We start from the raw sequence: 18,761 nt of genomic DNA, 5'->3' as shown, positions 1-18,761 counted from the left end.
TTCGGACAGTTGCCGCTTACCGCCTGCCGTGCGTGTCCGCAGCTCAGTGCTCGTTCAGGGCCGTACGCAACCGCTCCGGATCGGTCGTCGGCGCCTCGCACGTGAAGTTACGGCAGACATAGGCCGCGGGCTGACCTTCGACGAGCGGGCGGTCCGCGAGAAGCGGGAACTCGTCGCTCCCCGCCGCGCCCACGGCGACGACGGCACCGGGGGCGGTGCCCAGAAGTGCGGTGCGGTGCAAGGCCGTTGCGCTCTTGTCGGGGGTGGTGCCGGTTGCGACGACGGCGATCTCCCGCGGCCCGTCGCGCAGGGCCTCGGCGACGGCGAGCCCCCAGCCGATGAACCGCGGCACACGCGGCCCGAGCGTGGTGACGACCCCCAACGCCCGCTCGGCGGCGGTCCGATGGGGCTCGGAGCCGGTGTGCGCGGCGTAGCCGAGCAGCGCGCCCGCCGCGGCGGTCCAGCCGGAGGGGGTGGCGTTGTCGGTGGGGTCCTGCGGGCGGCGGATGAGCCGCTCGGCGTCGGCGGCCGTGTCGTACAGCGCGCCGGTGTCCGGGTCGGCGAAACGGGTGAGCACGTGGTCGAGGAGCAGCCCGGCGAAGTCGAGCCAGACGCCCTCCCCCGTGACGGAGGCGAGCGCGAGGAAGCCCTCGGCGACGTCGCCGTAGTCCTCCAGCACCCCGGCGTTGGCACCGGCGCGGCCGTCCTTGCTGGTCCGGGCGAGCCGGGCGTGCTCGTCGAGGTGCACGCGCACGAGGAGGTCGGCGGCGCCGAGGGCGGCCTCGACCAGGTCGGGCCGGTCGAAGTAGGCGCCGGTCTCGGCGAGCGCGGCGATGGCGAGCCCGTTCCAGGCGGCGACGACCTTGTCGTCCCGTCCGGGCGCGGGCCGCTGCCGGCGCTCGTTGAGCAGCCGCTCCCTGATGGCGGCGATCTTCCCGGCGTCGAAGAGGGTGTCCTGCTGGGGAAGCTGGAGGACGGACTGCCCGTGCTCGAAGGTGCCCTCGTCGGTCACGCCGAAGTACTGGGCGGCGAGGTCGCCGTCCGCGTCCCCGAGGACGGCGCGCAGCCGCTCCGGCGTCCAGACGTAGTACGCCCCCTCGACGTGCCGTCCGCTGCCGTCGTCGCTGTCGGCGTCGAGCGCCGAGGCGAACCCGCCCTGTTCGGTGCGCAGTTCACGGACGAGGAAGTCGGCGCTCTCCAGGGCGACGCGCCGGGCGAGATCGGCCCCTGTGGCCCGCCACAGGTGCGCGTACACGCGGCAGAGCAGCGCGTTGTCGTAGAGCATCTTCTCGAAGTGCGGCACGACCCAGTCGCGGTCGACGGAGTACCGCGCGAACCCGCCGCCCAACTGGTCGTAGATCCCGCCCCGGGCCATGCGCTCACAGGTGTCCCGGGCCATCTGCAGCGCACCCTCGGCGCCGGTGCGCGCGTGGTGCCGCAGCAGGAACTCCAGCACCATGGACGGCGGGAACTTCGGCGCCCCGCCGAATCCGCCGCGCTGCGGGTCGTACTCCCGGGTCAGCCCGAGCAGCGCCCGCGCCAGTTCCTCCTCGCCGGGCACCCGGTCGCCCTGGTGGCTGATCTCCCGCTGGGCGAGGTCGCGCACGATCTTCCCGGCGACCTCGCCGACCTCGTCCCTGCGGGTGTCCCACGCCTGCCGGACCCCTTCCAGCACCTGCCGGAAGGAGGGCATGCCGTGCCGGGGCGCGGGCGGGAAGTACGTGCCGAAGTAGAAGGGTTCGGCGTCCGGGGTGAGGAACACGGTCATGGGCCAGCCGCCCTGCCCGGTGGCGGCCTGCACGGCCTCCATGTAGACGGCGTCGACGTCGGGGCGCTCCTCGCGGTCGACCTTGACGCTGACGAAGTGTTCGTTGAGGTACTCGGCGGTGGCGTGGTCCTCGAAGGATTCGTGCGCCATCACGTGACACCAGTGACAGCTGCTGTATCCGACGCTCAGCAGCACGGGCCTGTTCGTCCTGCGGGCCTCGTCGAAGGCCTCGGCCGACCAGGGCCACCAGTCGACGGGGTTGTCGGCGTGCTGGAGGAGATACGGGGACGTCTCATGCGCCAGTCGGTTCACCGCTCCACTCTCCCACGGGCTCGGGGAGGGCGTAGAAACGCATCATCACCGGGCGCGCCCCCTCGGGCGCCCCCTCGCGCGCGTGCCCGAACCGGTCGAGCAGCGCGTGGTACTCCCTCATGAACGCGAGCAGTTCCTCCCGGGTCAGCCAGGTGCCGTGGCGCTGGATCTGGGCCCAGCCCTCGGGTCCGCGGTACTCCTCGTGGGCGCGCCGGTAGAGGGCGGAGTCGAACTCGATCTTGAGGTGGGCCAGTTCCGCGACGGCCGCGTACTCCTCGGGGGCCATGGTGGCCGGGTCGGGGGTGGTGTGGCTGAACGGCAGCGACCGCCACCACCGCTCCCGCCCGCCGGACTTCTCCGGGATCTCCTCGATGAGCTTCTGCTCGGCGAGTTTGCGCAGGTGGTAGCTGGTGGTGCCGGAGCTCTCGCCGAGTTCGCGGGCGAGCACGGTGGAGTTCGCCTCGCCGTGCCGGCCGAGGTATTCGAGGATCCGGCGGCGCAGCGGATTGCCGAGGGACTTGTAGAGGGCGGTGCGCTCCAGGCTGGTCATCTCGGGCATGCCGTCGGTCATGGCGCCACCGTAACCCTGAGAACCCTGAGACGTCCCTGATAATTGCCGAGATTTATTTGCAGAACTTTCTCTGCAGTCTACGGTGAAGACAGTCGCAGTCCGCAGTCCACAGTCCGGAGAGCGGAGACGCGGAGACGCGGAGACCAGGGACGGGAGAGGTGGCGAGGGGGACATGAGCATGGGCGGGAAATGGGCCCTGGTCCTGCTGGGATCGTCGGCGGTGCTGCTGGTGCCGTGGATGGTGGTGCTGGCCATGACACTGCCGGGCAGCGCACAGGTGGACAACTGGCCGCTGGCCTGGATCGGCCTCGACGTCCTCATGGCCGCGGGCTGTGCGGCGACGGCCCTGCTCGGCCTGCGCGCCGACCCCCGCGCCCGGCTCACGGCCTCGGCGACGGCGTCGGCGGCGGTGCTGGACGCCTGGTTCGACATAACGACGGCGGGCACCGGCGCCCCACTGGCCGAGGCGCTGCTGTGCGCGGTGGCGGAGGCGGCCCTCGCGGGAGCGTGCGTCCACTTCGCCCTGGCCAGGGACCGCCACCGCCGGCCGGCCGTCGGCACGAAACCCTCACCCCTCCGGTGATCGTCGCACCCTCGCCATCTCGTCCCGCCCGAAGGACACTCGTAGGCAAGGACATTGCCGCCGGAGGGGACGGGACATGCGCGAGAACCATCGGGCGGAGGCCGAACGGCTGCTGGTGCGGGCCGTGGAGGAGGAGGTACGGCGCTCGGGCGGCCGGATCGACGGGCAGATACTGCTGTCGCGGGCGCGCGGCGCGCTGGAGGCGATGGCGGGGGCGGCCGGCGAGGAGTACGAGGCGTACACCCACGCGCTCGACGAGACCGAGGCCGGACGGCTGACCTTCGCTCAGCGCTACGGCCGCGCGGGGGCCGGAACCTCCTTACTGGTGGCGGCCGTTGCCGCGGTCGCCGCGGCGGTGACCGACCTGTCCCTCGGCACCGGCGCCGGTACGGCCGTCGGCACGGGCGTCGCCGCGGGCGTGGCCGGTGCCGCCGCCTCCGTGGTGAGGGTGGCAGGCTCCCATCTGCCCGCCGCCCACCACCACGCCGGTGCGACGGGGCAGCCCGGCGGGCCCGAGCAGTTGCGGTTGCAGTGGCTGACCGCGCTGGAGGTGCGGGGCATCCGCCCGTTCCTCGACCAGCAGCGGATGCTCAGCGCCTCCACGGGCCCGAAGAAGACCACGAGCCCCACCCTGCGCGGCGCGGACAAGAGCGCGGCGGCCCGCAGGCGCACGGTGCTGGAGCAGTCGTTCGGCCAACTCCCCGAGCCGGACGGCCGGTTCGCGGGCCGCAGGACGGAGCTGGCGCGGATCCGCCAGTGGGCGCAGGCGGCCCGCGCGGCCACCGAGACCCGGCCGACGGTGGTCGTCCTGCACGGCGAGCCCGGCTCCGGCCGGACCACGCTCGCCGTGCGCGCGGCGCACGATCTGCGGGACCACTTCCGCGGCGCCGTGGTCGTGGACCTGCGCGGCGGCGGCCAGGAGCAGGCTCCGCTCCCCACCCGCGACGCCCTGCTGCACCTGCTCAACCGGCTCGGCGCACCCCGCGAACAACTGCTGTTCCGGGAGCGCTCGTCCCCCGACCAGCAGCTCAAACGGCTCTCCGAGCTGTACCACCAGCACCTGACCGGCCTGCCGGTGACGATCGTGCTGGACGACGCCCGCGACCCGGAGCAGGTGCGGGCCCTGGTGCCGGAGCGCTCCGACAGCCTGGTCCTGGTCACCGCCCGCACGGACCTCGACCTGCCCGCGGACCTGCCCGCCTGGGTGCACCACCTGCCGGTCGAGGCGCTGGACGCGGCGGGCGCCGAGGAGTTGCTGAACGCCGCCGCCGAGGACGCCTCGGGCCCCTACGACGCCGACTCCGCCGACCGGATCCGGGACCTGACCGGCGGTCTGCCGCTGGCGCTGCGCGTCGCGGGCTCCGCGCTCGGCCCCCGCTCGCCCCGGCAACTGGCGGCGGACCTGAGCGCGTACGGCCCGGTGGAGCCGGCGGAGCGCGCCCTGTGGCTGCGCTACAGCGACCAGCCGGAGCCCGAGCGCCGGCTGCTTCGACGGCTCGCGCTCGCGGGGCGCGCCTCGCTCGGCGTCGCGGCGGCCGCCGCACTGCTCGCCACGGACGAGGCCGAGGCCACCCGCCGGCTCACCGCCCTCGCCCGGGCCGGACTCCTCGACCATGTGCGCGGCAACCGCTACCGGCTGCACGACGTGGTGCGCGTCTTCGCCCAGGCCCGGCTGCTGGACGAGGAGGACCCGGCCGAGCGCACGGCCGCGCAGGAACGGCTGATCGTGAACTACGCGGATCTGGCCGACTCGGTGCTGCGCCTGGTCGACGGGAACATGTCGACGCGCTCGCACCAGTTCGGCCCGCACGGCTTCACCTCGCTCGACGAGGCGCTGCGCTGGCTGGACGACGAGTCCAGCTTCATCACGGCGGCCCTGCGCCAGGCGGAGGGCGTGAACCAGGCCGCGGTGCTGAACCTGCTGGGCGCGCTGTGCGACTACTGCCTGCTGCGCGGCGACCTGTACCGGCTCGGTGAGATCAGCGAGCTGGCGCAGGCCGTGGACGAGGGGCTGCTCATGCGCTCGGTGCAGTGGCGCACCGGCATCGCGGCCCGGCAGCTGGGCGAGCTGGACAAGGCGCGCACCACCCTCGCCTCGGTGGTCGACCTGTACCGGGAGGCGCATCACGACGCCGGCGCGGCCCGCGCCCTGTGCTCGCTCGGCATCACGCTGCACCACCAGGGCAACCTCACCGAGGCCGCCGCGAAACTCCAGGAGGCGCTGGACCTGCAGGCATCGCCGGAGCTGGCGACCGACCGGGCCTGGACGATGCACGCCCTCGCGGCCGTCCAGCGCGACCGGGCCCGGCTGTCGGAGGCGCTGGAGCTGCTCACCCGCTCCCTGGTCCTGCACCGCGAGGGCGGCTCGGTGCACGGCGAGGCCTGGGCCCACTTCCAGCTCGGCCAGCTGGCCCTGCGCATGGGCGACGTACCGCGCGCGGAGACCGAGCTGCGCACCGCTCTGGAGCGGTACGGGCAGACGCGTGACGCGCGCGGCGAGGCCTGGGCGCTGACCCAGCTGGCCCGGGCCCGCCTGGTGGACGGCGACGCCGCGCCGGCCGTCGAGGGCCTGCGGCAGGCGGGCGCCCGGCACCGGGAGAACGAGGACGCGCGCGGCGAGGCGTGGACGCTGTACTACCTGGGCCAGGCACTGGAGGAGTCCGGCGAGCTGGACCAGGCGGTGCGCGACCTGGAGCGGTCGCGCACCATGTTCTCCCGCATGCGGGACGTCTACGGCCTGGCCTGCGCCCGGCACCACTCGGCCCGGGTCACCCGGGACCAGCGGGCCGCGCAGACCGGTTCGCTGCGCAACTCCGGCTTCGCCCGCCAGCTCCTCGTGGACGCCCGCGCCGACTTCCAGCGCATCGGCGTCGCCCACGGCGAGGCGTGGACCTGCCTGGAACTGGCCGTGGTCGACGCGGGCAACGCGCGCACGCAGGCGGCGCTGGCCCTGTGCGACGAGGCACGGGACCTGTTCGCCTCCTACGGCGACCTGCGCGGTGAGGACTGGGCCCGCTTCCTGCGCTGCACCCTGCTGCCGTACGCGGCACCGGGCGGTACGGAGGTGGGCACGGCGGTCGCCCAGGAGGAACTGGCCCAGCTGGCCCGCGCCTCGCATCCCCTGCGGGACGAGAAGCTGGCCGAGGGCCTCGCGGCGTACGCCGTGCTGCTGGAGCGGGGCGCCAGCCTGGAGGCGGGCTGGCAGGCCTGGCGCCTGCGCATGACACCGGACCGCCACGCCCGCGAGGTGATGGGAGTGGCGGTACCGGCGGGGCGCTGACGCCCCGGGTCAGCCCCGCTGCGCCGCGGAGTCCGCCTTCTGCTCGGCCTTCGTGTCGGAGGCCTCCTTGAAGTCGACCTTGCCCATGTGCTTGCTCATCGACTTCATCAGGCCCCACACGGCCAGGGCCATCACCGCGAAGACGATGAAGCCGAGGACACCGGGGGTGACCTTGTTCTCGTCCACCTCCTTGGCGAGGGGGACGAGGTGCGTCACTGCCAGGCTCACGCTTGCGCTCATATCAGGCATTGTCGCGGATGCCCGCGAAGAGGTCGTCCTCGGGGAGGGATGTATCGACGAGGGACTTCGCCAGCTCGTACTCCTCCGTGGGCCAGACCTCCTTCTGGAGCTCCATCGGCACCTTGAACCAGCCGCCGTCCGGGTCGATCTGCGTGGCGTGCGCGATCAGCGCCTTGTCCCGGATCTCGAAGAAGTCCGCGCACGGAATGTGCGTGGTCAGCGTGCGCTCGACGCGCTCGATCTCGCTCCAGCGCTTGAGCCACTCGCCGTACGGCGACTCCAGTCCGCGGTCGAGCATCGCCTGGTGCAGCGCCTCGGTGCGGGGGCGGTTGAAGCCCTGGTTGTAGTAGAGCTTCAGCGGCTGGTAGGCCGGGCCGTACTCGCTCTCGGGGTACTTCTCGGTGTCCGCCGCGCCCTCGAACGCCACCATCGAGATCTTGTGGGTCATGATGTGGTCGGGGTGCGGGTAACCGCCGTTCTCGTCGTAGGTGGTGATCACCTGCGGGCGGAAGGCGCGGATCTTGCGGACCAGTTCGCCGGCCGCCTTGTCGATGTCCTCCAGGGCGAAGCAGCCCTCGGGCAGCGGGGGCAGCGGGTCGCCCTCGGGCAGGCCGGAGTCGACGAAGCCGAGCCACTCCTGCCCGACGCCGAGGATCTCGCGGGCCTCGTCCATCTCCTTCTTGCGCACCTCGTGGATGTGCTCCTCGATGTACGCGTCGCCCTGCAGCTTGGGGTTGAGGATGGACCCGCGCTCTCCCCCGGTGCAGGTCACCACCAGGACGTCGGCCCCCTCGGACACGTACTTCGCCATGGTGGCCGCGCCCTTGCTGGACTCGTCGTCGGGGTGCGCGTGTACGGCCATCAGTCGCAGCTGGTCAGTCAAGACTCAATCCTTGGTTAAGTCGGCGCCCCGCGGCTTGGGGTGCGTTCGGCGGCTTCTATAGTGACCGAATCGGGGGGCGAATAATTCCGCGGAGAGGACGATCATGAGTACGGCGAGTGCGCGGCTGCCCGAGGGCCGCTACGGCCGCTCCTCGGACGAGCGTGCCGACCGCAAGCTCCGGGTCGCCGCCGTGGTGCTGGGCGCCCTCCTGCTCTCCCTCGTCGGCTACTTCGCCTACCACTACGTCGCCGAGACCAAGATCAGCGCCCAGGTGATCACCTTCGAGGCCTCCGGCAACGCGGTCCAGGTCCATCTGGAGGTCCACAAGGACTCCGGCACCGACGGCTACTGCACCCTGCGCTCCCAGGCCGCGGACGGCTCCGAGGTGGGGCGCGCGGACTTCCGCTTCGACGGCAGGGCCACGCGGATCGACAAGGTCGTCACGCTCCGTACGACGGCGAAGGGCACCACGGCCGAGCTGCTCGGCTGTCACACGGGTTGATCCATCACCCCCAACAGGCACATGCTGACCTGCGTTGATGTGATTCTGATGGCTTATGTCCTCCCCCTTTGGCCCGTGAATTGTTAGGCTCGTGGTTTCGCCCATCCAAGAGGGAACATTCTTCTGGGTAGGGCGATGCTTTGTATTCCCAGTACCGACGAGGAGCACCCTGTGACCCAGACCAGCGAGAACGTCACCTGGCTGACCCAGGAGGCGTACAACAAGCTCAAGGCCGAGCTTGAGTACCTTACTGGTCCTGCGCGCACGGAGATCGCCGCCAAGATCGCGGCCGCGCGCGAGGAGGGCGACCTGCGCGAGAACGGCGGGTACCACGCGGCCAAGGAGGAGCAGGGCAAGCAGGAGCTGCGTGTGCGGCAGCTGACCCAGCTTCTTGAGAGCGCTCAGGTGGGCGAGGCTGCGACCTCCGCCGACGGCGCCGTCGCGCCGGGCATGGTCGTCACGATCGCCTTCGACGGTGACGAGGACGACACCCTTGAGTTCCTGCTCGCGTCCCGTGAGTACGCGAGCACCGACATCGAGACGTACTCGCCGCAGTCCCCGCTCGGCTCCGGCGTCCTCGGCCACAAGGTCGGTGAGGACGCGGAGTACGAGCTGCCGAACGGCAAGAAGGCCTCGGTGCGCATCCTGAAGGCCGAGCCGTACTCGGGCTGACCCACCGGCCCTTCCTGGCATCGAGCCCCCGGTGTCCGCCGGATCCCGTGGACACCGGGGGCTTCGCCGTGCCCGGAGCCGTCAGGCGGTGGCCGAGCGGTACTTGCGGACCGCGAGGGTGCGGAAGACGGCGATGATCAATATGGAGTAGATCAGCGAGGCCCAGACCGGGTGCTCCATGGGCCAGGCGTGCGAGGTGGACTGCCCGGGATCGGCGAAGAGCACGCGGCAGGCCTGCGCGGTGGCGCTGAAGGGGTTCCACTCGGCGACGTGCCGCAGCCACGGGGTCATGTGGCCGGGGTCCACGAAGGCGTTGGAGATGAACGTGACCGGGAAGAGCCAGATCAGTCCGCTGGACGTGGCCGCCTCCGGGGTGCGGACGGACATGCCGATCAGCGCGCCGATCCAGGTGAACGCGTAACCGAGCAGGAGCAGCAGGCCGAAGGCGGCGAGGACCTTGGCGACGTTGGTGTCGCCGTGGGTTCCGACGCGCCAGCCGACCAGCAGGGCGACCACGGCGAGCACGACCAGGGTGACGGCCGTCTGCACCAGGTCGGCGAGCGTGCGTCCGGTCAGCACCGCGCCCCGCGCCATCGGCAGGGAGCGGAAGCGGTCGATGAGCCCCTTGTGCATGTCGTCGGCGATACCGGCACCGGAGCTTGCCGTCGCGAACGTGACCGTCTGCGCGAAGATGCCCGCCATGAGGAAGTTCTTGTAGTCGACGGCGCTGGTGCTGCCGCCGATCTGCATGGAGCCGCCGAAGACGTAGGTGAACAGCACCACGAACATGATCGGCTGGATCAGCCCGTAGATGATCATCTCCGGGATCCTGGACATGCGGATCAGGTTCCGCTGCGCCACGACCATGGAGTCGCGGACGGACCAAACGAGAGGGTTTCCCGGCGGTGCCACCCGCACGGCGTCGGTGACGGCGCTCACTTCACGGCCTCCTTGCCGCCCCGCGGGCGGCTCTCGTCGTCGTTCTCGTCCCGGGCGTCCGGGCCGTCCGCTTCGGCGACGTGTCCCGTCAGCGACAGGAAGACGTCGTCGAGGGTGGGGCGGCGCAGCCCGATGTCGTCTATCTCGATCCCGCGGCTGTCCAGCTCCCGGATGATCTCGGCGAGCAGCTTCGCGCCGCCGGTGACCGGGACCGTGAGCTTGCGGGTGTGGTCCTCGACGGTGGTGTCGCCCTTGCCGAAGCCCCGCAGCACCCGCGCGGCGGTCGCGATGTGCTCGCGCTCGTGCACCACGACCTCGACGCGCTCGCCGCCGGTGCGGGCCTTGAGCTGGTCGGAGGTGCCCTTGGCGATGACCCGGCCGTGGTCGACCACCGCGATGTCGTGCGCGAGGTGGTCGGCCTCCTCCAGATACTGCGTGGTGAGCAGCAGGGTCGTACCGCCCGAGACGAGCTGCTTGATGACCTCCCACAGCTGCTGGCGGTTGCGCGGGTCGAGGCCGGTCGTCGGCTCGTCCATGAACATCACCGGCGGCGAGACCACCAGGGCCGCGGCGAGGTCGAGCCGGCGGCGCATGCCTCCGGAGTAGGTCTTGGCGGGTCGGTCGGCGGCGTCCGCGAGGTGGAACTGCTCCAGCAGCTCCGCCGCGCGCGCCTTGGCCGCCTTCGACCGCAACTGGTACAGCCGGCCGACCATCTGGAGGTTCTCCCGGCCGGTCAGATACTCGTCGACCGCCGCGAACTGGCCGGACAGGCCGATGGAACGGCGCACGGTGTCGGGGTGCTTGAGCACGTCCACGCCCGCGACGACCGCCTTGCCGCTGTCGGGGCGCAGCAGGGTCGTCAGGCAGCGGACGGCCGTCGTCTTGCCGGCGCCGTTCGGCCCGAGCAGGCCGAGCACCGTGCCCTCGGGCACATCGAGGTCGACGCCGTCCAGAGCCCTTACGTCGCCGAAGGTCTTCACCAGGCCTTCGGCATAGATGGCGCCTGGCATGTCTGTCTCCACGTCGTCGGGAATGGGACGTCCGGAGTTCTCCGGGAAAGCGTAGGTATGCACGCTCGAATACGCCTGCGGTTTTCCCGGTGCGGGCAGGCGGTCCGGCGGCACACGACACACCATAACGCGATGTATCGCGTCTCTCAAGAGGGATGACGACGGATTACGAGGGCTTACTCGAACGAGTGACCGTAGGGGGCGGGCTTCAGTCCATGACCGTGTAGCCCGCGTCGCGCAGGGCCCGGCCGACCTCGGCGCAGTGCACCGGGCCCTTCGTCTCCAGGTGCAACTCCACCTCCGCCTCCGTGAGCCCGAGCCGGGGGTCGGTGCGGACGTGGCTCACGTCGAGGACGTTGGCGTCGACCGCCGACAACACGCCGAGAAGCGTGGCGAGAGCGCCCGGGCGGTCCGTCAGCCGCAGTCGAACGGCCAGGTAGCGGCCCTGCGCGGCCATGCCGTGCCGCAGCACGCGCTGCATCAGCACCGGGTCGACGTTGCCACCGGAGAGCACCGCGACGACCGGGCCCTCGAAGGTGTCCGGCGCGGCCAGCAGCGCCGCCACCGGGCTCGCTCCGGCCGGCTCCACGACCAGCTTGGCCCGCTCCAGGCACAGCAGCAGGGCCGCCGACAGCTCGTCCTCGCCGACCGTACGCACCTCGTCGACCAGGTCCTTGACGATCCCGAACGGCACCACGCCCGGCCGCCCCACCTTGATGCCGTCGGCCATCGTCGCCGGGTTCTGCACCGACACCGGGTGCCCGGCGGCCAGCGAGGGCGGATAGGCCGCCGCGCCCGCCGCCTGCACGCCGACGATCCTGACGTCCGGCCGGATCGCCTTCACCGCGACCGCGATGCCGGCCGCGAGCCCGCCGCCGCCCATGCCCACGACGATCGTGCGCGCCTCCGGGCACTGCTCCAGGATCTCCAGGCCGACCGTGCCCTGACCGGCGATGACGTCCGGGTGGTCGAAGGGGTGGATGAACACCGCACCCGTCTTCGCCGCGTACTCCTCGGCGGCGGCCAGCGTCTCGTCGACCACCTGGCCGTGCAGGCGCACCTCCGCGCCGTACTCCCGGGTGGCGCTGATCTTCGGCAGCGGCGCACCCTTCGGCATGAACACCGTGGCGTGCACGCCCAGCAGCGCGGAGGCCAGCGCGACACCCTGCGCGTGGTTCCCGGCGCTCGCGGCCACCACCCCGGCCGCCCGCTCCTCCGGCAGCAGCCCGGCGATCCGCACGTAGGCGCCGCGCAGCTTGAACGAGCCGGTCCGCTGGAGGTTCTCGCACTTGAGGTGCACCGGCGCGCCGACCAGCTGCGACAGGTGCCGGCTGCCCTCCATCGCGGTCACCCGTGCCACGCCCGAGAGCATCTTCTGGGCGCCCCGCACGTCGTCGAGGGTGACGGAACGCAAGGAGTCAGCCGTGCCGTAGCTCATGACTCCAGCATCGCAGTTCACGGTCGTACCCGGCGGGTGTGACCAAGCACCGAGACCGGTTTGCGCAGCGCCGGTACGGGCCACGCCCGGGCCGCGTACCCTGTCCCCCAACCCAGCAGTCCTTCATGAAGCGAGCCTCCGGCCATGCCCACAACACCTGAAATGTCGATGGACATGACGACCGTCGGTGACACCGGTCTTCTCGACACCCTCCAGCACGAGGTGGCGGTGTTCGCGCGCCGTGCCGAACAGACCCGGCTCGGGGGCGTCGGGCAGGTGCGCAACTCCATGGACCGCGCGGCGTATCTGCTGCTCAACCGCCTTGACCGGGAAGGCCCGATGGGCGTCAAGGCGCTCGCGGCGAGCATGGGCATCGACTCCTCCACGGTCACCCGGCAGGTGGCCCCGCTGGTCGACACGGGGCTCGTCAAGCGCACCTCGCACCCCGAGGACGGGCGGGCCGTGGTGCTGCAGCTGTCCCCGCGCGGGGCGGCACGGCTGCAGGAGGTGCGCGACTCCAGGCGTCAGCTGATGGCCGAGCTGACCGAGGGCTGGGAGCCGGAGGACCGCGAGCAGTTCTGCTCGCTGCTCACCCGCTTCAACCGCGCGCTCTCCGCGCGGATGACACCGGGGAGCGTACCGGCGGAGCAGCCGCCGGCCTCCTGACCGCGGGGCACGCCCGACCGCGGCCACCGCCCGTTCCCTCCGACCGCCGCCAGGCCGTCCCCCGCCGTCACCACCGGTCGGTTCCGGCCTCTTGACCGGGGGCCGCCGCTGTCCTCATATGAGACCGGGTCCTGCGTCGTACGCGGTTCACCTGTCCCGTACCGGACAGGGCCCCGTGCGTGGGGGGGGAGGAACGGTGTCTGATCGGCAGGCGGCCCGACATGCCCGCCGGGCCCGGGAGTTCGAGACGTTCGTCGCCGGCGCCGCCGGGCGCCTGCTGCATGCCGCCACGCTGCTCACGGCGGAGGCACCGGACGCCAACCCGCGCGCGCGGCGCCTGCTGACGCACGCGCTCGCCCACACCTACGCGCACTGGGACCGCCTGCACGGCGAGGACCCGTACGACTGCGCCCGCCAGTTCCTCGCCGGCCGCTTCGCGCGCGCGACCTGGCACCAGTACGGCGTCTTCGGCCGCGCCCGACCGGATCCGCGCAGCCCGCTCGCCGCCCTGGCTCCGCAGGAACGGCTGATCCTGGTGCTACGGCTCTACGAGGGCGTCGCCGAGCAGCAGACGGCGGCCCTGCTGGGGCTGCCCATCGAGCGCGTGCACACCATCTGCGACCGCGCGACGGCCACCGTGTTGCACCCCGCCCGCCCGGCCGCCCCGCGCGCGGTGGGCACGAAGGTGGCACCGTCGTGAGGCGGGGCGTCCGTCACGAGACGTGCGGTGTCACGGCGGGTCCCACGCGTGCGTGGCGGGCGTCGTGAACCGAGCCGAGCGGGAGGCCGCCGTACGGCAGATCATGGAACGGGCCTCGGCGCCGGTACCGCAGGACCTGTGGGCGGAGGCGGTGCGCCGCGGTGAGCGTCTGCTGCGGCGCAGACAGGCGGTCCGCCGGATGCTGTGGCTGCTGGCGTGCGCCGCCGCCGTCGCGTTCTGTGTGTGGGCGGCCCGCGTGCACCCGTGGACACAGCCGCCGTCCCAGACGACACCGCCGCTCACGGGCTGGTGAGCCCGCCGCCCGGCACGCGTGCGCGAGCGCGCGTGCCGGGCGGGTACGACGGAGGTGCGGGGACGGCGTGCGGGGACGGCGGATCAGGCCTGGCCCAGGGCCTGCTGAAGGTCCTGGAGCAGGTCGTCGACGTTCTCGATGCCGACCGACAGACGCACCAGGTCGGCGGGGACCTCCAGCGCGGAGCCCGCCGCGGAGGCGTGCGTCATCCGGCCGGGGTGCTCGATCAGGGACTCCACACCGCCGAGCGACTCGCCGAGGGTGAACACCTTGGCGCGGTTGCACACCTCGACGGCGGCCTCCTCGCCGCCCTCGACACGGAAGGACACCATGCCGCCGAACGCCCGCATCTGCTTGGCGGCGGTCTCGTGACCGGGGTGCTCGGGCAGGCCCGGGTACAGCACCTGCGTCACGCGCCCGTGCCGGGTCAGCATGTCGGCGATCCTCGTGGCGTTCTCGCTGTGCCGGTCCATGCGCACCGCGAGGGTCTTGGTGCCGCGCAGCACCAGCCAGGAGTCGAAGGGGCCGGCGACGGCGCCCATCGCGTTCTGGTGGTAGGCCAGCTCCTCGCCGAGCGCCTGGTCGGAGACGATCAGCGCGCCGCCGACCACGTCCGAGTGACCGCCCATGTACTTGGTGAGCGAGTGCACGACGACGTCGGCCCCGAGCGCCAGCGGCTGCTGGAGGTACGGCGTGGCGAAGGTGTTGTCGACGACGAGCTTCGCGCCCGCGTCGTGGGCGACCTGGGCCACGGCGGCGATGTCGGTGATGCCGAGCAGCGGGTTGGAGGGGGTCTCCACCCAGACGGCCTTGGTCTTCGGGGTGAGCGCGGCGCGCACGGAGGCCGGGTCGCTGGTGTCGGCGACGGACCACTCCACACCCCAGCGGGTGGCGACCTTGGCGAAGAGCCGGAAGGTGCCGCCGTAGGCGTCGTTGGGGATGACCACGTGGTCGCCCGGGGTGAGCAGCGTGCGCAGCAGGGTGTCCTCGGCCGCGAGGCCGGACGCGAACGCGAGACCGCGGCGGCCGCCCTCCAGCGCGGCGAGGTTCTCCTCCAGGGCGGTACGGGTGGGGTTGGCGCTGCGGCTGTACTCGTAACCGCCGCGCAGCCCGCCGACGCCGTCCTGCTTGTAGGTCGACACCTGGTAGATCGGCGGGACGACCGCGCCGGTGAGGGGATCCGCGGTGTTGCCCGCGTGGATCGCGAGGGTCTCGAAGTGCTGACTGATGTGCCTGTCGCTCATGTGCACCGAGCGTAATGCGCCTTACCGGATGCCGTCGCCCGCCGGGCCCGAGGAGCGGTGCGAGGAGCGCCGGAAGAAGGGATTTCCCTGTGTCGGACGCCGCCCGTCCGGTACCGGGCGGCGCCTCGCCTGTCATGCCCCCGACGGGAGTTTTCCACAGTCTCCGGCGGGGGTTGGCACTTTGTCGGCGGTGTCTGGTTCGCTTGGGGCATGGCGATTCTCTGGCTGCTGATGGCGCTGCTCATGCTGAGCTTCGTCCTGCTCCCGTTCATGCGGCGCAGGCGCGGAGTGATCGAGCAGGTCCCCCCGGAACACCCGGACGCCGCCGACCCGGCGGCCTACGGCTTCGTGCGCCAGGAGGAGCTGGACATACGGATGCCCGGCGCGGACCAGGATCTGCTGGACGTGCTGGAGCTGGTGCAGCGCACGCAGGACTACCGCGCGGCGGCCCAGCTGCTGGCCGGCACCGAGAAGGAGGGCGAGCGGCGCCGGCAGCGGGTGCAGGCCTTCGCGGGCGCCGCCGCGCTGGAGCTGCAACAGCGGCCCGGCGGGGTGCACGAGACGCCGGGCGGCCAGTGGCTGCGGGTGTGGCGGGCCGAGCAGCCCAAGGACGCGGGCGGTGCCGCCGTGCACGCGGAGTTCCTGACGCAGCAGGCGTGGCGCACGTCGACGCCGGGCACGGACGACTTCCGGATCATCATGGAGGAGGCCCGGGAGGCGTGCGGACAGGCGGCCCTGCTGGCGCCCGGCGACCCGGTGCCGTACATCGTCGAGCTGTCCGTCGCCCGTGGACTGGCCTGTCCGCAGGCCGAGTTCGAGCAGCTCTGGCTGAAGATCCTCGACCGCGCGCCGCATCACATGGGCGCGCATCTGGCGGCGCTGCACTACTGGTGCGAGAAGTGGCACGGCTCGCGGCAGCTGGCGTACTCCTTCGCCGAGGCCGCGGCGGCCCGCGCCCCGCAGGGCTCGCTGCTCGCCGCGCTGCCGCTCTTCGCGGTCTTCGAGCACCTCCCCGAGGTGAACCTGGTGGCGGGCTTCTACCAGAGCGAGGTCGTCACCAAGGCGATGCACGGCGCCCTGCACGCGGTGCACTCGGCCCGCCCCGAGGACCCGATGCTGGCCCACGTCCGCCATCTGCTGATCTTCTTCCTGGTGCGCGCCGAGCGCTGGGCCGAGGCCATGCACCAGCTGATACACGTCGACGGGCACGTCGGTGCGCTGCCCTGGACCCTGTCCGCCGACCCGGCCGCCGAGTTCGCCGTCTACCGCGCACTCGCGGTGGCGGGTTACGAGGCCAACGGCGGCAGCCCCGCGAGCCTGCCGGGCTGAGCGGACGAGACGGTCCGGGTGAGCGGGGCCGAGTCCGCGGGCCGACCGGACGGGCCGGGTCCACGGGAGATGTGACGCAACGCTGACGGCGAGGGCGTGACCGGAATTCACCCACACCGCCGGACGTTCCTCCTGCGTGCCGGCCCGCTCACCGGGACCGGCCCCGCTCCGACCGACAGGGAGACCCCATGCTCTTCGGCCGCGTCCCGCAGCTGCCCACCCCCGAGCAGGCCCTCACGGGCCGCCCCTCACTCCCCTACGCGGTCCCCGACCGCCACACCGTCCTCGGCGCGCCGCTCCTCGGCCCCTACCCCGAAGGCCTGGAGATCGCCGACTTCGGGATGGGCTGCTTCTGGGGTGCCGAGCGCAGGTTCTGGCAGCTCCCGGCGGGCGTGTACACGACGCTGGTGGGCTATCAGGGCGGCTACACGCAGTACCCCACCTACGAGGAGGTCTGCTCGGGCCTGACCGGCCACACGGAGGTGGTCCGCGTGGTCCACGACCCGAAGGTGATCTCCTACGCGCGTCTGCTGAAGACGTTCTGGGAGTCCCACAACCCGACCCAGGGCTTCCGCCAGGGCAACGACGTGGGCACGCAGTACCGCTCGGCGATCTACACCCACACCCCCGACCAGGCCACCACCGCCGAGGCCTCCCGCACCGCCTACCAGCAGGTCCTCTCCGCCTCCGGCTACGGCACGATCACCACAGAACTCCTCCCCTCCGAAGGCCGCCCCTTCTACCCGGCGGAGGCGTACCACCAGCAGTACCTGGACAAGAACCCGGCCGGCTACTGCGGGCTGGGCGGTACGGGGGTCAAGCTGAGCGCCCCCTTCGAGACGAACTGGGGGGCTTCCTGCCCGACGGGCGTCGCTCCGGCGCCGGAGGTCACGGACAAGTAGCCGGTAGCCCGGTGTGGGTCCGACGCGGGCGCCGTGGCACCGGCAATGCGTACAGTGCCGCGGCGGGCGCTCTGCGTCGCAGTGAGCGGCAGTCGAAAATCGGTGGCCGCCTGTACCGGCTGACTCCACGCTGTACGCCATGGAACAACCGCAACGCGAGATCCGTGCGGACTACGCGGACTCCACGATCACCGTCTACCAGGCGTACGCCCCGGAAATCGGCCTGCCCGCCGTCCAGGAGGGCCGTTTCCCCACCGCGTGGAAGCGCGACAGGATGACGTGGATCAAGCCGTCGTTCCTGTGGATGATGTACCGATGCGGCTGGGGCGCCAAGGAAGGCCAGGAGACCGTTCTAGCGGTCGAGATCAGCCGTGACGGCTTCGAGTGGGCGCTGCGACACGCATGCCTGTCGAGCTACGTCCGCGGGGTTCACCCGAACCGGGCCGCATGGCAGAGCCAGTTGAAACGCGCGCCCACCCGCGTGCAGTGGGACCCCGAGCGGGATCTGCACCTGCGACCCCTGCCGTACCGGTCCCTGCAACTCGGCCTCTGCGGTGAGGCCGCACGACGCTATGCGGACGAGTGGACAGTCTCCATCCGCGACATGACCCCACTCGCCCACGAGATCCACGTCCTGGTCAACAGCGGCGATCTGGACTCCGCCACCCGGCTGCTGCCCCAGGAACGCCCCTATCCCGTCGAAGACGAACTTCTTGCCCACCTACGCGGATGACGGGCTGCTCCCCCGGCAACCGGCTCCGCCCTCCGGGTCACATGGCAGCACAGGCTCGCCAGGACGGAGGTCAAGCTGAGTACCCCGTTCGAGACGAACTGGGGGCGTCCTGCCCGACGGGGCTCACGTCGGCTCCTGCGGAGGAATGAACGGTGCCGGTGATCATGTCCGTTGATCGCCGGACGGACCCTGCTGCGCGCGCTGGAGACTTTGGAAGCCGGCCGAGCGGTCCGGCTCGACGAGGTCGACGCCTTCGCCGCCCGGCGCCACGCGGAGAAAGCGGCCGGCCGACGGACCCCACGCCGCATCGACGCGGCGTACCGGCCGGGGCCTCGCTGGCCGAGCCGCACGGCACCCTCTCGCCTTGGGCTCGTCGCCGCCGTCGCAAACCGTCACACGGCGTTCCGGCGTTCTCCCTTCCCGGACGAGAGCCTCTGCCTGGACGATCAGGTACAGCAACTGACCGACCTGAACGCCCGCCTCGACGGCTGCGCCACCCTGTACCTCACGAACCTCGGCCGGGTGGACGCTCCGACCCGGGGCACTCTGGCCGAGACGATCAGCGGAATCGAGCGCCTCATCCGTCCGGGCTGGGCGCCCCTGAACGGTGATCTCCTCCTGCGGCTGCGTTTCGCGGACCTCGTCGCATACGCCGCAGCGGTCCCGCTCGGGCATC

Annotated in this window: 19 protein-coding genes; 10 read left to right on the top strand and 9 right to left on the bottom strand. The window is 72.0% G+C overall.

The window, feature by feature from the left end:
- Positions 1-43: 43 nt before the first annotated feature.
- Positions 44-2,080: a thioredoxin domain-containing protein gene (locus AC4OXY_RS30565; RefSeq protein ID WP_491991412.1), complete on the bottom strand. Its 2,037-nt coding sequence runs from the start codon at positions 2,078-2,080 to the stop codon at positions 44-46.
- On the bottom strand, positions 2,061-2,651 hold the full coding sequence (locus AC4OXY_RS30560) for an ArsR/SmtB family transcription factor (protein ID WP_356026310.1): 591 nt from the start codon (positions 2,649-2,651) through the stop codon (positions 2,061-2,063). Before AC4OXY_RS30560 ends, AC4OXY_RS30565 begins: the two co-directional genes overlap by 20 nt.
- A gap of 172 nt (positions 2,652-2,823) precedes the next feature.
- On the opposite strand from AC4OXY_RS30560, the gene AC4OXY_RS30555 reads away from it, so the two are divergent.
- On the top strand, positions 2,824-3,234 hold the full coding sequence (locus tag AC4OXY_RS30555) for a hypothetical protein (protein ID WP_362818356.1): 411 nt from the start codon (positions 2,824-2,826) through the stop codon (positions 3,232-3,234).
- Between the two features lie 76 nt (positions 3,235-3,310).
- Positions 3,311-6,514, top strand: a complete 3,204-nt coding sequence (locus AC4OXY_RS30550; protein ID WP_491991411.1) for a tetratricopeptide repeat protein — start codon at positions 3,311-3,313, stop codon at positions 6,512-6,514.
- A gap of 9 nt (positions 6,515-6,523) precedes the next feature.
- Here AC4OXY_RS30550 and AC4OXY_RS30545 read toward each other — a convergent pair whose 3' ends face one another.
- Positions 6,524-6,763 (bottom strand): hypothetical protein, encoded by a 240-nt coding sequence (locus AC4OXY_RS30545; RefSeq protein ID WP_079173157.1) that lies wholly within the window; start codon positions 6,761-6,763, stop codon positions 6,524-6,526.
- Positions 6,756-7,637 carry a mycothiol conjugate amidase Mca gene (mca, locus tag AC4OXY_RS30540; RefSeq protein ID WP_356026302.1) on the bottom strand — a complete coding sequence of 294 codons (882 nt, stop codon included), beginning with the start codon at positions 7,635-7,637 and terminating at the stop codon, positions 6,756-6,758. Before mca ends, AC4OXY_RS30545 begins: the two co-directional genes overlap by 8 nt.
- 103 nt (positions 7,638-7,740) lie before the next feature.
- Between mca and AC4OXY_RS30535 the strand changes: the two genes are divergently transcribed.
- Both AC4OXY_RS30535 and greA read left to right on the top strand, forming a co-directional pair.
- Positions 7,741-8,139 carry a DUF4307 domain-containing protein gene (locus tag AC4OXY_RS30535; RefSeq protein ID WP_356026300.1) on the top strand — a complete coding sequence of 133 codons (399 nt, stop codon included), beginning with the start codon at positions 7,741-7,743 and terminating at the stop codon, positions 8,137-8,139.
- A gap of 171 nt (positions 8,140-8,310) precedes the next feature.
- A complete protein-coding gene (gene greA, locus AC4OXY_RS30530) occupies positions 8,311-8,811 on the top strand; it encodes a transcription elongation factor GreA (RefSeq protein WP_356026298.1) in 501 nt (166 codons plus the stop codon).
- Between the two features lie 81 nt (positions 8,812-8,892).
- Here the strand turns inward: greA and AC4OXY_RS30525 are convergent, their stop codons facing one another.
- The 3 genes from AC4OXY_RS30525 to ilvA all read right to left on the bottom strand — a co-directional run bounded on the left by AC4OXY_RS30525 (position 8,893) and on the right by ilvA (position 12,198).
- Positions 8,893-9,750 (bottom strand): ABC transporter permease, encoded by an 858-nt coding sequence (locus tag AC4OXY_RS30525; RefSeq protein ID WP_362818352.1) that lies wholly within the window; start codon positions 9,748-9,750, stop codon positions 8,893-8,895.
- Positions 9,747-10,760: an ATP-binding cassette domain-containing protein gene (locus tag AC4OXY_RS30520; protein WP_356026293.1), complete on the bottom strand. Its 1,014-nt coding sequence runs from the start codon at positions 10,758-10,760 to the stop codon at positions 9,747-9,749. The genes AC4OXY_RS30525 and AC4OXY_RS30520 overlap by 4 nt, the downstream gene beginning before the upstream one ends.
- A gap of 208 nt (positions 10,761-10,968) precedes the next feature.
- Entirely contained in the window at positions 10,969-12,198 is a 1,230-nt protein-coding gene (ilvA, locus tag AC4OXY_RS30515) for a threonine ammonia-lyase (protein ID WP_356026290.1), read from the bottom strand.
- Positions 12,199-12,360: 162 nt separating this feature from the next.
- Here ilvA and AC4OXY_RS30510 point away from each other — a divergent pair, with 162 nt between their 5' ends.
- From AC4OXY_RS30510 to AC4OXY_RS30500, 3 genes are all read left to right on the top strand, one after another.
- The gene (locus AC4OXY_RS30510; RefSeq protein ID WP_356026573.1) at positions 12,361-12,864 is read left to right on the top strand and encodes a MarR family winged helix-turn-helix transcriptional regulator; all 504 of its coding nucleotides are present in this window, start codon (positions 12,361-12,363) and stop codon (positions 12,862-12,864) included.
- A gap of 196 nt (positions 12,865-13,060) precedes the next feature.
- Positions 13,061-13,564, top strand: coding sequence for a sigma factor-like helix-turn-helix DNA-binding protein (locus AC4OXY_RS30505; RefSeq protein WP_362818349.1), 504 nt, complete (start codon positions 13,061-13,063; stop codon positions 13,562-13,564).
- 64 nt (positions 13,565-13,628) lie between these two features.
- A complete protein-coding gene (locus tag AC4OXY_RS30500) occupies positions 13,629-13,877 on the top strand; it encodes a hypothetical protein (RefSeq protein ID WP_491991410.1) in 249 nt (82 codons plus the stop codon).
- An 83-nt stretch (positions 13,878-13,960) separates the two neighbouring features.
- Here the strand turns inward: AC4OXY_RS30500 and AC4OXY_RS30495 are convergent, their stop codons facing one another.
- On the bottom strand, positions 13,961-15,121 hold the full coding sequence (locus AC4OXY_RS30495; RefSeq protein ID WP_491991409.1) for a cystathionine gamma-synthase: 1,161 nt from the start codon (positions 15,119-15,121) through the stop codon (positions 13,961-13,963).
- A gap of 210 nt (positions 15,122-15,331) precedes the next feature.
- Between AC4OXY_RS30495 and AC4OXY_RS30490 the strand changes: the two genes are divergently transcribed.
- The 3 genes from AC4OXY_RS30490 to AC4OXY_RS30480 all read left to right on the top strand — a co-directional run bounded on the left by AC4OXY_RS30490 (position 15,332) and on the right by AC4OXY_RS30480 (position 18,085).
- Complete coding sequence (locus tag AC4OXY_RS30490) at positions 15,332-16,450, top strand: hypothetical protein (RefSeq protein ID WP_491991408.1); 1,119 nt, start codon at positions 15,332-15,334, stop codon at positions 16,448-16,450.
- 188 nt (positions 16,451-16,638) lie between these two features.
- Positions 16,639-17,352 (top strand): peptide-methionine (S)-S-oxide reductase MsrA, encoded by a 714-nt coding sequence (gene msrA, locus AC4OXY_RS30485; RefSeq protein WP_491991407.1) that lies wholly within the window; start codon positions 16,639-16,641, stop codon positions 17,350-17,352.
- 139 nt (positions 17,353-17,491) lie between these two features.
- Positions 17,492-18,085, top strand: coding sequence for a DUF4291 domain-containing protein (locus tag AC4OXY_RS30480; RefSeq protein WP_376291208.1), 594 nt, complete (start codon positions 17,492-17,494; stop codon positions 18,083-18,085).
- A gap of 162 nt (positions 18,086-18,247) precedes the next feature.
- Here the strand turns inward: AC4OXY_RS30480 and AC4OXY_RS30475 are convergent, their stop codons facing one another.
- Positions 18,248-18,760 carry a hypothetical protein gene (locus AC4OXY_RS30475; RefSeq protein ID WP_491991406.1) on the bottom strand — a complete coding sequence of 171 codons (513 nt, stop codon included), beginning with the start codon at positions 18,758-18,760 and terminating at the stop codon, positions 18,248-18,250.
- Position 18,761: the final 1 nt, after the last annotated feature.

It is taken from the genome of Streptomyces sp. HUAS MG56, assembly GCF_058673395.1.
This window is presented reverse-complemented; position numbering and strand designations above follow the sequence as displayed.

What these genes read in the sequence shown, in the direction of transcription:
- AC4OXY_RS30560 (WP_356026310.1), bottom strand. Translation starts at nt 2,651, where the DNA reads ATGACCGACGGCATGCCCGAGATGACCAGCCTGGAGCGCACCGCCCTC.
- AC4OXY_RS30555 (WP_362818356.1), top strand. Translation starts at nt 2,824, where the DNA reads ATGAGCATGGGCGGGAAATGGGCCCTGGTCCTGCTGGGATCGTCGGCG.
- AC4OXY_RS30550 (WP_491991411.1), top strand. Translation starts at nt 3,311, where the DNA reads ATGCGCGAGAACCATCGGGCGGAGGCCGAACGGCTGCTGGTGCGGGCC.
- AC4OXY_RS30545 (WP_079173157.1), bottom strand. Translation starts at nt 6,763, where the DNA reads ATGCCTGATATGAGCGCAAGCGTGAGCCTGGCAGTGACGCACCTCGTC.
- AC4OXY_RS30535 (WP_356026300.1), top strand. Translation starts at nt 7,741, where the DNA reads ATGAGTACGGCGAGTGCGCGGCTGCCCGAGGGCCGCTACGGCCGCTCC.
- AC4OXY_RS30520 (WP_356026293.1), bottom strand. Translation starts at nt 10,760, where the DNA reads ATGCCAGGCGCCATCTATGCCGAAGGCCTGGTGAAGACCTTCGGCGAC.
- ilvA (WP_356026290.1), bottom strand. Translation starts at nt 12,198, where the DNA reads ATGAGCTACGGCACGGCTGACTCCTTGCGTTCCGTCACCCTCGACGAC.
- AC4OXY_RS30510 (WP_356026573.1), top strand. Translation starts at nt 12,361, where the DNA reads ATGTCGATGGACATGACGACCGTCGGTGACACCGGTCTTCTCGACACC.
- AC4OXY_RS30495 (WP_491991409.1), bottom strand. Translation starts at nt 15,121, where the DNA reads ATGAGCGACAGGCACATCAGTCAGCACTTCGAGACCCTCGCGATCCAC.
- AC4OXY_RS30490 (WP_491991408.1), top strand. Translation starts at nt 15,332, where the DNA reads ATGGCGATTCTCTGGCTGCTGATGGCGCTGCTCATGCTGAGCTTCGTC.
- msrA (WP_491991407.1), top strand. Translation starts at nt 16,639, where the DNA reads ATGCTCTTCGGCCGCGTCCCGCAGCTGCCCACCCCCGAGCAGGCCCTC.
- AC4OXY_RS30480 (WP_376291208.1), top strand. Translation starts at nt 17,492, where the DNA reads ATGGAACAACCGCAACGCGAGATCCGTGCGGACTACGCGGACTCCACG.
- AC4OXY_RS30475 (WP_491991406.1), bottom strand. Translation starts at nt 18,760, where the DNA reads ATGCCCGAGCGGGACCGCTGCGGCGTATGCGACGAGGTCCGCGAAACG.